Source organism: Candidatus Woesearchaeota archaeon, from assembly GCA_016187565.1.
In the GTDB taxonomy this organism is placed as follows: domain Archaea; phylum Nanobdellota; class Nanobdellia; order Woesearchaeales; family JACPJR01; genus JACPJR01.
Window position 1 is genome coordinate 1 of the sequence record JACPJR010000031.1, and the last position, 11855, is coordinate 11855.

An 11855-nucleotide genomic window follows, 5' to 3' on the forward strand; every position below is an offset into this window, starting at 1 on the left:
ACGCTTTTTCGTGAAAATAATGAGAGAGGTTTCTACATCAAGGGAGATGATAGCATTGTCAGGAATGGTAAGGGATTCATTGACTACATTCCGTATAATCCGCTTGATCATAGTAGCTTTTTGTTTTCTTCTTTCATCCATTCCCTTCTTTGAGTTTTTTTTCATAGTAATGCTTTGTATTCAATAGTAAACCTATAATGTTTACCTTTTATATAACTATTTTGGTTTTTCATCTCTTTCTGAAGTGAGAAGTTATTCTTTATGTGTGTTTTGGATAGATTTTCGTAAGATTTTTGGCCTTATTGAAAGAAAGGGACGATGTGAATTTTCTTACAGAATGAGCGAAATAAATTTACCGTATCAGCCATGGACCATTGTGGTGACTATCATTACTAGGTCGTAAAGTCCTGATATGCATGTCACTAAAATCACCGAGTCTGCTAAACTCAGCTGGACCATGGTCTGCATGATATCCCGTTACAAAATTATGGAAAACAGGTAGTGGTCTTCCATCGAGGCTTACTTTGCCATCAACAAAAGTAAGTTCTCCATCACCCTCTGCAACAGCGATAACTCTCGAATAATGTGGAGGAACATCATCAGAACGCCTTAGTGGCTGAGGTGCATCAGTCATAATGGATAGTTTTTCAGGATGTGTATCCGTCAGTGATGGTCGCCGAAGGAGATAGAGTGTACCACTGACTTGTTCATAGCCTGAGATTTCATCCAAGAGATCCAGGTTACCCAATAATCCAGGTGTATCAAGACCACGAAGAGTTCTTAAAGCTTCTTTAATTCTGCTTCCAAGGCCTGGCCCATGAACTCGCTCTGCCAATAGATATGGTGATGTTCTCTCATCAAGAGAGCCTACACAAGATACAGGAACATGCAGGAGTTCCTGAAAACGATAATGTTCAGAAAAATCTCTTGGCTCTAATCCCTCAGTGGTTCCACAATGACGATACCCCTGTGTTCTCCGCCTGACTTCTTCATGAGAAGTAGTATCAGGTATTGCTAAAATTTCATATCTTCTATGAGCAGGAGGCACTGGTCCAGCCATTTCATACAGCGAATGTTTCATAAAGGCAAAGAAATCAATTCTTCTATATAATCTTTTTGCTTTATGACTACTTGAGAATAAATACTTAATTGTCGATAACTTTATATATATGTAAATAATTACTCAATTGAGTAAAATGATACACACTAAATATGTAACGATTCTCTCTTACTTTACTAACGATTTTACGAAGAGAATGTATGGAAGACAGCTTGTGGGAAAAGTGAATATGAGTCCGAAGAATATTGCGCTTACGCTCAACGAACTAGAGAGTGAGGGCATACTTACTTCACAGAAACAAGGAAATCTAAAGTTTTTTGCTTTGAGCCTGCGAAATCCGAGGATAAAAGATCTCTTGGTGCAGACTGAGATTAGCAAAAGAATAGATTTTTTTACAAGACACCCAAAAATTGAGCACATCTTTCGGAATGATACAAGAATTGTTGGAATATTCGGAAGCTATGCAAATAGGACTGAGAAAAGTGATTCAGATGTAGATTGTTTTATTATAGGAAAGAAAATACACAATGACTATGATGAAAAAGGTAAGCTTTTTGACTTACCGATGCATATGCAGTACTTTACCACGAAAGAATTTATTCGTCTCTTATCTCAGAAAAATAATCTTATTAAGGAGATGGTAAATAATCACATTCTTCTCTTTGGAACAGAGGATTTTATCCAAATTGTCTGGAGGTATTTTTATGGTTTCGATTAAGTGGTGTCAGCTTTTTCTGCGAGAACAGATCTCCAGTACTATGCAAATAGGCCGGTTGATACGAAGACAATCTCACAAATAAGATCTTACTGTAAGGATTTCTTTGTAACCAGTAAAAATATTCTTTTGAAGATGAAAGAGGATCAAATCTCAACAATTCGAAATTCAATCAAATCTTAAACAAAAACCTTATAAACAAGTATGTTCTTGTTTGGGTTGTTCGTATGTCATTACGCATGGAAAATATCATTACCGTCTTGCGAGAAAGCACCTTTACCATCTTCTTTATCCTAGGTATTTTACTCCTTACCTTTGTTGTTCAGCGCATTGTCAGTAAATTACTCTCACGCTCGTTTGCCAAATCCTCACGCATCTTGAAGGTTGATCCAACCCATTACCGCTTTTTCCAGCATCTTACCTCAGCAGTTATCTTTATCATGGGTATTGGCATTGCTATTTATTCGGTCCCCTCACTCAGGGCATTATCAGTATCACTTTTTGCAGGTGCAGGGATCTTAGCGATTATTGTTGGTTTTGCCTCCCAACAGGTATTTGCAAATGTTGTTAGTGGTATTTTTATTACTATTTTCAAACCCTTCCGTGTTGGTGATCGGATTAGAGTTGGTCCTGAGGTGAAGGGCATTGTGGAGGACATTAATCTTCGTCATGTTGTTGTTCGGGATATTGAAACCAAGCGTATTATTATTGTTCCGAATACCCTCATCAGTTCTCAGAATGTTGAGAATGCAACTCTTGGCAGCCAAAAACTCTGTAATATCATTGATTTCTCCGTGAGCTATGATACGCATCTTGATAAAGCCATGAAGATCATGGAAGAGGAAGCATTAAAACACCCAAGCCATATTGATAATAGAACTCATGATGAAGTCACAAAAAAAGAGCCCATTGTTCCAGTTCGAGTTATTGGTTTAACTGATTCTGGCATTACACTCCGTACATGGGTCTGGGCAGCAGATCCTGAAACTGGGTTTACCATGTCTTGTGACTTATACAAGAACATCAAAGAACGCTTTGATAGCGCAGGCATCGAAATTCCGTATCCTCATCGAACTATTGTTTATAAAAATGCGAGGATGAAAAACACATGATTGATCTTTTTTACCTTGATGGAGAGTTGAAGCGTGCTGATCTTAAAGATCTTGCCACACTGAAGGATAAAAAACTCTGGCTTGATGTTACTGCAATTACCAAAGACGAGGCAGAACAGCTCAAAAATATCCTGCAACTCCATCCCTTAACTGTTGAGGATCTTGTCAAGCAGAATACGCGTATTAAGATTGAGGAATTTCCTGATTATTTGCTGTGTGTTTTTTACGGACTTCGGAAGAATCGTTCTGTGGAACTTGTTGAACTTGATATTGTTATTAACCAGACTTTTCTGATTACCAACCATCTCAATGAAATTCCTTCTTTTACCCGTTTGAAAAATGCCCCAGATCAACTCGAGCCGCTGTTAACAAAAGGACCAGATTTCTTACTTCATAAAATTCTTGATATGGAGATTGATAATTTTTTTCCTGTACTTGAAGAACTTGATGATCAAATTGAACAGATCGAAGAACTCGTCACAAAAAAACCAGAACCAGTATTACTTACCAAGATACTTCAATTGAAGCGAAAAATTGTCCTTATCAAAAAGGTTGTTATCCCCCAACGTGAAAAGCTCTCATTTCTCGCGAAAAACGAATACCGTTTTATTACCAAAAAAGCACTTCCCTATTTCCGTGATGTCTATGACCATTCTATTCGGGTTGCAGATACGGTTGATAATTACCGCGAAGCCATCGGCAGCACCTTTGATGCCTATCTTTCAGCAACCTCTCATAATTTGAATGAGATCATGAAAGTCTTGAGTATTATTGCAACGATTGCACTGCCCTTAACTGTCATTTCAGGAATCTATGGTACGAATTTTGTCGTGCTTCCTGGAGCAAATACATCGTATGGATTTTGGGTAATGGTGGGTGCTATGGCCTTGCTTGTTACGTTTATGATCTCTCTCTTCAGAAAGCGCGGCTGGTTTTGAGTTTTCTCTGAATTTCTATTGATGTCCTTTCTCTTTCTGTCTGTTTTCAATCAGATACCCAAAGCCGGTGGTAATGACCGGAATCATGATATAGGTTAGACCAATGTCCATAACATATTGAGAAAAGGGCATTTTCATCGGTCCTTGCATAAAGAACAACAAGTCAATCACAATGTTTATAGCAAGCCAAACTATGCCGAGAACAAATCCTTCTTGAAGAAATTTCTTAGTTACTGTTCTGAAATAAAGATTTGCAAAAAGCACCACGCTTATCGTTAAGCCAACAGGCATTATTGATTCAAAAAGAATACGGTTTGACTCGTGAATGGGAAAAATCAAAAATGCAATCACAAAAGGAATTAACCAGACCAAGAATCCATACATCAACATTTGTTTTATTGATTTCATTTTATTCCACCTCAATGGGCTATAATCATTTTTTGACCCGATTCCCTACCTTTAGTGTGTGAAAGGAGATTAAGTTTATTAATCTACTTGAATTCCCTAACTGATATAAGGGGATGTTTTTTTCTGGGGCAAAAAATGTCTGAAATGAGTAATCAGCAATCACCGGATAAATGGTGGTTATGGATGCGGAATAGTGGATTTGGCGGGTCTGCACCATTTTTGACATTAGAAATACACCGAGTAAATGCACTTGCCGGTGCTGAGTATGAGAAGATGTTTGGTACCACTATTGGAGCTTTTCATCATTGGAAGAGTGGAACATCTAAAAAATATTTCAGAACACGAGATGTAGATGTATTCGGGGCAAGTTTCTTAGAACAACTTGCAAGAAACCCAAATGTAGTTGGAGAATGGCAAACAGAAACTGAGCGAAGAGGGACAGAGCTTGTTCGTTTGGCAGATTGTATGGGAGATACAGATCTAGTAGGATTATCTCCTTCAGAATTATTGCAGGTATTTACTGATGTGACTGATGCTTACTGGAGGTTGGGAGTTCATTCTTCAATGCCAATATTTGGTGGACGCGCATTGCAAAATCTTTTGGAGCCAGAGCTTTTTACACGAATTTCTGAGTTAGGATTAAGTCCTAGTGATTTTGGGGAATTCTATACCTCCTTGACTTCTGGGAGCTATGTATCTTGGCCTAAGCGAGAGGAACAAGTGTTACGAGCAATGGCTGAAGAGATAAAGGTAAATGGTGTTGATGTAAGAAACCTTCCGCCAGAATATCAGGCAAGGCTAGAGCAACATGCAGCACAATTTGATTGGATTCCTTACAAATGGATTGGCCCTACCTGGGGAGTTGAAGACTTCCAAGGAAGGTTAGAGAAGATGGTTCTTGGAGAGCAAAAACCATCTTCTCAGAGAATGACTAGAGCAGAGGCAGCAGAAGCTTTACGTTTAGAGCCAGAGAAACTAGCATTGTATGATGCACTTGCAGCAATGGGTGATCTTAAGGAAAGAAAAGGTAACTTTATGTCACGAGCCGCATATCAGCTTAGTAAATTCAGGGCTGAAATGGTGCGGAGGTTTGATCTAAGCGAGCGAATGACTGCTTTAATGCTTTCAAATGATTACAAACAGTTGATGGTAACTGGAGAGATAGACAGAGATGCTATTCTAGCCAGGCAAAATGCATTCTTATGGCACGCAGAAGATGGTGTTGAACACCTTTACACGGGTCAAGAAGCATTGCAGATAATGGCTGCTGAATTCGCGTGGCAGGAAGCTGCTAAAGCAAAGACTGAGTATGAAGGCACTCCCGTATTCCCGGGCAAGGTTGTTGGTTTTGCGCGAAGGATTTTGAGGTATGAAACAGACCATGAAAAATTTAAGAAAGGAGATGTCTTAATTGCCTATAGGACAACCCCTCATTATGTGCCTTTGATGGATATGGCAAGTGCAGCCATTACCTCAGAAGGTGGAGTAAGCCAACATGCTTCACAGATTGCAAGGGAGCATGAGATTCCTTGTATCGTAGGAGTTCCCGAGATTATTGAGGGTGTAGAAGATGGACAGCCATTGTGTGTTGATGCAGGTAGAGGGAAAATTGAAAAGATTACGATGGAAGCATATGAAAGCCTGAGATCACCTGAAAAAGCTACGCCTTATATTCACATAGTAAGAAGGGATTTAGCAAGAGTACCTGGCCAGGATATTTTATGGCTTGAAGAAGCATCTCACAGAGAACCAGATAGAAAGTTAGTTGGGAATAAGGCAGCAAATCAAGCAATTATGTACAGAATGTTTAATGTTCCGAAAGGATTTGTAGCAACAACGGCATTTTATTACCAATTCCTGCAAGAAACGGGTATTCTAGGTAAGTTAAGTGCACTGCCAAATTTAATTGAGAGAGCACAAGCAGACAAAGCACAATTGGAGTCTATCTCTGGTGATTATGTGCAGATGATTATCGGTGCAAAGGTGCATGGTTTTTTTGATAGCGTCAGAAAAGCATATCATGTTCTCGATGTGCCTAGTTCAATTACAAGGTCCAGCGGAATTTATGAAGATAGCAGAATGGTGCATGGAAGAGGGAGTTCATTTGCTGGCATATTTGAGACCTATCTAAATCATAGAACAGCGGACCAAATGGTTGAGGGAATTAAAAAATGTTGGGCAAGCTTATTTTCGCCAAGAGCATTATCATACAGCGTAAAGTTTGGCTTTGACCCATCAAGTAACCAAATGGGTGTTTTAGTACAGGACATGAAAAATGGTATTTCTTCTGGTGTGATGTACACCGGAGTAGAAGGAGAATATACACTGATTGAAGCTTGTGAAGGATTATGTGGTCCATTAGTCGCTGGAGACATAACTCCTGCACTATATGTTCTTGATAAAAATTTGGAGTTGGCTTACGTCAAACCAGGCCATCAGAGAGCGGCAGAGTATATCGATACTGACGGTAGATATAGAAAAAGACCAGTAACAAACCAGATGCCATTGAGAGATAAAGATTTGTTTGAACTTGGTATGATTGGAAGAAAAACCCAGAGCAGCTTTGGTGCTCCACAAGATATGGAATGGACCATAACTGATTTAGTTTATGTAACCCAGAATAGAGATTTGACAGTAATGCCAATGCTTCCCGTAGGAGTGAAAAAATGAAATGGGTTCCTTTTTTGAACAGAGACATGACTGTATTATTTGAATACTTTGCCCAGAGAGCAGGAGTGGAATACCTAGCAGATACTTTAAAGTTGCCAGGATTTGCATTAACTGGCAGAAAAATTGATCATCAAGAAATATACCATGATGCCCAAGAACTGGAAGAATTTAGTGCACGGGTAAAGGCGGGTGGCCAGGATTACCTTGATTTCATTGTAAGTGCTTGTGAAAACCAGTGTAATGCTTTAATTGCCGTAGGAAAAGAATCAGGGGCACTTCCAGCAATGGATGCCTTTGATAGATATTGTGTTGAACAAACTAAGTTAATGACGTTTTTACCTTTATTCCCAGGAGTCGTTGATCCATGCACCACAGAACAGCTAGATACTATAGTTAAAAAGTATGTAACTCCAGATATACCCGTAGCAAAGCTTGCAGAGATACTGCAAAAGCCATCCAAACCTTATATGGTAACACAAGAAGAGATGGCAAGATACCAATTAGGCGCTCTTATCCAAGGGGATTCAGCACTTGAAGATGCTTTCCTGACATCGAATGAAACAGCGAAAGTTGCCTTAGAAGACCAACCTACATTACATGCTGCATTATTGCAGCATATCACTACATTTGGATGGGTAGGAACAAGACATTTCAAAGGAGATTCCTGGTCGCTGGATGATGTAATCAATAGAATCAGGAGAGTGCTTGACAAGGATTGTGCAAAGGAATATGATGCTGCACGAGCGAATCTTCACCATATTGAGGAAGATATTGAAGCAACTTACGAGCAGCTCACGTTTACTGAAGAAGATAAACGAATTGTCCGAACAATCAGAGACTGCATTTATTTGAGGGCACAGAGAAAAGATGCAATGAGTGAAGCTAAGTTCTATATGCAATGGGCGTTTGATGAGATTGCACAACAGGCAGGCCTTGATGCGCCAGACTTAGTCTACTTGATACCTGGTGAGATTAAGGACGCATTTGCACACCCGGAAAAATCACTAGAATATCGAGCAGAGATTGACAAGCGAAAGAAAGGCTTTGCTTTAATTACGTATGATGGTGTCACACGAATATTCACCGACGAATATACCATTCTTCATTCTCAGGGAAATGGCAACGGAAAGGTAACAGGAACACCTACTTTCCCGGGCGAAGTGACAGCTCAAGCGAGAAAGATTATGGCTAAGAGCGAGATAGAGTCAACGCAACCTGGCGAAATTGTCGTCACCCCTACAACCTCTCCAGATTATATAGTAATCATCGATAAAATAGTTGGAATTATTACTGATGAGGGTGGTGTAACCTGCCATGCTGCTCAACTAAGCAAAGAATATAAGATTCCTTGTATAGTAGGAACTGGTAATGCGACGCGGGTTTTCCAAACCGGTGACCAACTTTACTTGGATGCTACAAAAGGTTTTGCGATGATAAAACAAAATGACCGGTAAAAAAATATTAGTGTGGGACAGCTCGGGTACAATGACCCATTCTCTCCCAGAGAGATTTATCATTTGTGCTGATGCTTTTTTGACAGTGCACCCAGACACTGACTTGCAGATAACTCCGGGTAACCAAATAGTTACCGCAAGCGAGTATGCTGCAAAGATGGCACAAATGAAAGAGCAATATGCAAGGTTTGAACGATTGAACCCGTTTGTTCAGAAAGGTAAGGATGGATATGCAATCCTTGAAGCAATGCGAAGAGGGAAAGACGCACAAATAGAGACAGAAGCTCAATTCAAGGCTTTCAAGAAAGGACTTGATGAAGGAATACAGGATGTATTCTATGAGGCATTTCAAAACATAAGAAGGAATATCAAGGAAAGAGATACAGAAGCATGGTATGGATTGCAGCCAGCATTCCCAGGGATACCTGAAGCTGTAAGGCATATGCATGAAGCAGAACTTTGAGATGGACAATATGTCATAACAGCAAAGGAAGCTGCACTTGTAGTTGCTCTGGTTGATAGATATGGAATTGGAGATATAATCCCCAAGAGTATGGTAAGAGACACCATAGACACAAAAGCGAATACTTTAAGGGTTATTGCGCAAGAAAGAGGTAGAACGATTGGAGATTTAGTCTTTGTTGAAGATTCAATGCCCAATCTAAAACCGTGCTACGAAGCAGGTGTAAAGAGTGTTCTCGCAGGATGGGGATATACAAACCAGACACAGCTTGGAGAAGCTAGACAAATGGATATTCCAATTGCAGAGAGTGTACAACATCTAGTGCAGATTTTGGAAAAAATGGCAAAGTATACTCAAAGACATAAATAATTGGACAATGTAGTCTTTTGCTATAAGAAGGACATAGTCTATTTCTTCTATCTTCTTTCCCCAACAATCAAGGCAGCTCCGACTGCTGGTGCATAGGGTGCATCAGGAACACGAACAACAGAGCAAGCAAAGAGCTGAGCAATCATCTCGATTTTCTCATAGATGAGAGGAATGGTTACTACTCTCCCACAGAGATAGAGTTGTTTCTCCTTCTTTAATTGTGCACCGAGGATACCTACCGAAGCAATGCCTTCTGCGACAAGGGTGACAATGGCATGAGCAATGTCTTCTTTTTTTGTGCTTGTTACTTTTCCAAAATTTGCTGCAGTAATCTCTGGAGGCAACATGCCGAGGGGACCACCAATAATATCCTGAATGGTGACATCAATTCGTGTGTTGTCTCCATTTTTTGCGAGAGTAGTAATCTTTTCAACATCTTCTGTTCCCAATAAGAGCTTTCCTAACCCTAATAATGTCCCACCACCAATTCCTGTTCCTCCAATATGAATACTTTCTTGGCTCTCTTGATAGACCATACAGGTTCCGGTTCCACAACTGAGAACTACTCCTTTTCCTTCACGTGCCAAAAATAATGCACCAGTACCAATAGCAACAATTTCACTAATGTGGTGCACCGGTAAAGTATGCTGTACAGCACTAGTTGAAGAATTTCCTCCAGTAATTGCCACTTTTCTTATCTGTGGATACTGTTTACAAAGCGCATCAATCAGCCGCGGAAGGGATTTATTGCTTTCTTTAATCCTGATCTCTTTCATGACGATTTTCTTTTCATGCATAACCACAAATTTCGTAGAGCTGTAACCAAGATCAATGCCAAGTATCATGCGTATCCTCTTTTTTCATATACCAAATAAATGACATAACCGCTATGATTGCAAGGATACCTATAAGTACGAATGCTCCGGTGGTAAATACAACTCCTGCTACGGTAAGTGTACCAGCAGTAAATCCTGCAATTCCTTCACCACCCATGACACCTGCTGCAATCAGAAGAACCGTGTGCGAGAGCGAACTATACTTTTTATCAACAATCCATCGGAGTAAAGCTCCTATTCCAAGGGGAATGGCAATGGCAAATCCAAGAAAAAGGCCAATTCCTAAGGGCATCATCAATACTTTGTTTCGTCTATTTTTTGGAAGGAGCATGTTGATGAGTTCCACTAAGAATGCAAGTCCAAAGCCAATCATAAAAGCGAGAGGATATGCAAAACCAAAGATGCTTCCAGCAACGAGCTGTGCTTGAGGAGCAGGCATGGTTGGTGTAAACAGTTGTGCCTGAAATCCTTGGAAGATGATATGGAGTACGAAGGGTGCAATAAGCCCGGCAACAACAACCGCAATAAGATCAACCCGTACAATATCAGAAATCCGAGTGCCGAGAATCTGTGCTGATTTGTAATCATGGCCAATGTCTCCTGCGACTGCACAAGCGACGCTGACAAAGGCAACAATAAGAAACGAAGCAAAGGGATCAAGGTTGATTGCTAGTAATCCATAGATGAGGGCAATAATTAATCCCACAAAGATACCGAACTGTTCTAAGGGATCAATGTTTGTCTCTCCGGTCATTCGTGCTGCTACAATAACCATAATCCATGTACCCAACACCGTGAGTAATGCAGCAATAAGAGGAACACCTCCAACCCTTAACGCAATCACTGAGGCTACTGAGAGCAGCATAAGAGCGTACCATGATGAGCCCTTAAGGAATGGAGCGAAAAGTTTTTTCATCCTTGGAATGAGGTAGATAATAAAAAACCCTATCCCTGAACCAAGCACGATGCCCATCCCAAGATTCTGAGCAAGTGCAATTGCATTTCCTGAGGTCATCCCCTTGGCAGCCAGCATAGGAATAAGGATAAGCCAGCCAAGAATTGCTCCGAAAAACCATGAAACTCCTGGACGAACGCCAAGAATATAACCCGCACTTACTGCAAGAGGCATTGGATAGAAGGTGAGGAATATGCCTAAGGGAATGAGTGCAGCCCAGGTCCATCCTGCAGGAAAATAGAGATCTCGGAAAAGTGCAAAGATCCCGGTTAATGCACCAACCAACACAACTCCAAAGAAAAGCCTCCCGCCCTTTGTACCCAGTTTTAAGAGTTCAGCTCCTGCAATTCCTGAGGCATAGGGTAAATTTTCTTTATCAACAAATGCTTTTTTCAAAGGAATTGAAACAAGTACACCTAAGACACCTGCAAGAACCGTAAGAAGGGCAAGTATCCACGGATTGGGAAGGGGTATGGCTAGTCCCTTGCTTTGATTAAGAAAAATAATCCCTGGAATAGTAAACACAACACCCGCAGCAACAAGTCCACCAATACTTCCCCCTGCCTGCGCCACATTGATCTCATGGGGATTTTCTTTTCCTCTCCAGTTGATGAGTTTCAAAAGTCCGCCTGCCACAATAACGGAAAAAATAATTGGCCAGGGAAGTGCACCAAGCTTTATGGCAATGTAGGATGAGCTTGCTGTAAGAAAAATCGTAATCAGGATCGCGATGATCACCGCCCGTAAGGTAAATCCACTATTCCTTTTTGTTTCTTTTGCGTTACTCTCTTTTGTTGGTTGTGTCTTCATAAACATCCCCCACTCTTCTGTCTTTGGCAATAGTATGGATGATACAATGATCGTTTACTATTTAA

General features: G+C 40.4%; 12 protein-coding genes. 7 read left to right on the forward strand and 5 right to left on the reverse strand.

Annotation, left to right across the window (positions count from 1 at the left end):
* Together HYW21_07715 and HYW21_07720 are read right to left on the reverse strand one after the other, a co-directional pair.
* Positions 1 to 165 (reverse strand): hypothetical protein (locus HYW21_07715; GenBank protein ID MBI2549209.1); only part of this gene is annotated, 165 nt, incomplete at its 3' end.
* 187 nt (positions 166 to 352) lie between these two features.
* The gene (locus tag HYW21_07720; protein ID MBI2549210.1) at positions 353 to 1081 is read right to left on the reverse strand and encodes a hypothetical protein; all 729 of its coding nucleotides are present in this window, start codon (positions 1079 to 1081) and stop codon (positions 353 to 355) included.
* 115 nt (positions 1082 to 1196) lie between these two features.
* Between HYW21_07720 and HYW21_07725 the strand changes: the two genes are divergently transcribed.
* The 3 genes from HYW21_07725 to corA all read left to right on the forward strand — a co-directional run bounded on the left by HYW21_07725 (position 1197) and on the right by corA (position 3825).
* Positions 1197 to 1778 carry a nucleotidyltransferase domain-containing protein gene (locus HYW21_07725; GenBank protein ID MBI2549211.1) on the forward strand — a complete coding sequence of 194 codons (582 nt, stop codon included), beginning with the start codon at positions 1197 to 1199 and terminating at the stop codon, positions 1776 to 1778.
* Positions 1779 to 2014: 236 nt separating this feature from the next.
* Positions 2015 to 2887 (forward strand): mechanosensitive ion channel family protein, encoded by an 873-nt coding sequence (locus HYW21_07730; GenBank protein ID MBI2549212.1) that lies wholly within the window; start codon positions 2015 to 2017, stop codon positions 2885 to 2887.
* Positions 2884 to 3825, forward strand: a complete 942-nt coding sequence (corA, locus tag HYW21_07735; GenBank protein MBI2549213.1) for a magnesium/cobalt transporter CorA — start codon at positions 2884 to 2886, stop codon at positions 3823 to 3825. Before HYW21_07730 ends, corA begins: the two co-directional genes overlap by 4 nt.
* Positions 3826 to 3840: 15 nt before the next feature.
* Here corA and HYW21_07740 read toward each other — a convergent pair whose 3' ends face one another.
* Positions 3841 to 4233, reverse strand: coding sequence for a hypothetical protein (locus HYW21_07740; GenBank protein MBI2549214.1), 393 nt, complete (start codon positions 4231 to 4233; stop codon positions 3841 to 3843).
* A gap of 135 nt (positions 4234 to 4368) precedes the next feature.
* Here HYW21_07740 and HYW21_07745 point away from each other — a divergent pair, with 135 nt between their 5' ends.
* The 4 genes from HYW21_07745 (at position 4369) to HYW21_07760 (ending at position 9189) form a co-directional block, all read left to right on the forward strand.
* Positions 4369 to 6903 carry a hypothetical protein gene (locus tag HYW21_07745; protein ID MBI2549215.1) on the forward strand — a complete coding sequence of 845 codons (2535 nt, stop codon included), beginning with the start codon at positions 4369 to 4371 and terminating at the stop codon, positions 6901 to 6903.
* Between the two features lie 26 nt (positions 6904 to 6929).
* Entirely contained in the window at positions 6930 to 8357 is a 1428-nt protein-coding gene (locus HYW21_07750; GenBank protein MBI2549216.1) for a hypothetical protein, read from the forward strand.
* Complete coding sequence (locus HYW21_07755) at positions 8347 to 8820, forward strand: hypothetical protein (GenBank protein ID MBI2549217.1); 474 nt, start codon at positions 8347 to 8349, stop codon at positions 8818 to 8820. Before HYW21_07750 ends, HYW21_07755 begins: the two co-directional genes overlap by 11 nt.
* 90 nt (positions 8821 to 8910) lie before the next feature.
* A complete protein-coding gene (locus HYW21_07760) occupies positions 8911 to 9189 on the forward strand; it encodes a hypothetical protein (protein MBI2549218.1) in 279 nt (92 codons plus the stop codon).
* 47 nt (positions 9190 to 9236) lie between these two features.
* On the opposite strand, the gene HYW21_07765 is transcribed toward HYW21_07760, so the two are convergent.
* Complete coding sequence (locus tag HYW21_07765; protein MBI2549219.1) at positions 9237 to 10034, reverse strand: hypothetical protein; 798 nt, start codon at positions 10032 to 10034, stop codon at positions 9237 to 9239.
* Positions 10018 to 11820 carry an OPT/YSL family transporter gene (locus tag HYW21_07770; GenBank protein ID MBI2549220.1) on the reverse strand — a complete coding sequence of 601 codons (1803 nt, stop codon included), beginning with the start codon at positions 11818 to 11820 and terminating at the stop codon, positions 10018 to 10020. Before HYW21_07770 ends, HYW21_07765 begins: the two co-directional genes overlap by 17 nt.
* Positions 11821 to 11855: the final 35 nt, after the last annotated feature.

What these genes read in the sequence shown, in the direction of transcription:
- HYW21_07720 (MBI2549210.1), bottom strand. Translation starts at nt 1,081, where the DNA reads ATGAAACATTCGCTGTATGAAATGGCTGGACCAGTGCCTCCTGCTCAT.
- HYW21_07725 (MBI2549211.1), top strand. Translation starts at nt 1,197, where the DNA reads ATGATACACACTAAATATGTAACGATTCTCTCTTACTTTACTAACGAT.
- HYW21_07730 (MBI2549212.1), top strand. Translation starts at nt 2,015, where the DNA reads ATGGAAAATATCATTACCGTCTTGCGAGAAAGCACCTTTACCATCTTC.
- HYW21_07740 (MBI2549214.1), bottom strand. Translation starts at nt 4,233, where the DNA reads ATGAAATCAATAAAACAAATGTTGATGTATGGATTCTTGGTCTGGTTA.
- HYW21_07765 (MBI2549219.1), bottom strand. Translation starts at nt 10,034, where the DNA reads ATGATACTTGGCATTGATCTTGGTTACAGCTCTACGAAATTTGTGGTT.
- corA (MBI2549213.1), top strand. Translation starts at nt 2,884, where the DNA reads ATGATTGATCTTTTTTACCTTGATGGAGAGTTGAAGCGTGCTGATCTT.
- HYW21_07745 (MBI2549215.1), top strand. Translation starts at nt 4,369, where the DNA reads ATGTCTGAAATGAGTAATCAGCAATCACCGGATAAATGGTGGTTATGG.
- HYW21_07750 (MBI2549216.1), top strand. Translation starts at nt 6,930, where the DNA reads ATGACTGTATTATTTGAATACTTTGCCCAGAGAGCAGGAGTGGAATAC.
- HYW21_07755 (MBI2549217.1), top strand. Translation starts at nt 8,347, where the DNA reads ATGACCGGTAAAAAAATATTAGTGTGGGACAGCTCGGGTACAATGACC.
- HYW21_07760 (MBI2549218.1), top strand. Translation starts at nt 8,911, where the DNA reads ATGGTAAGAGACACCATAGACACAAAAGCGAATACTTTAAGGGTTATT.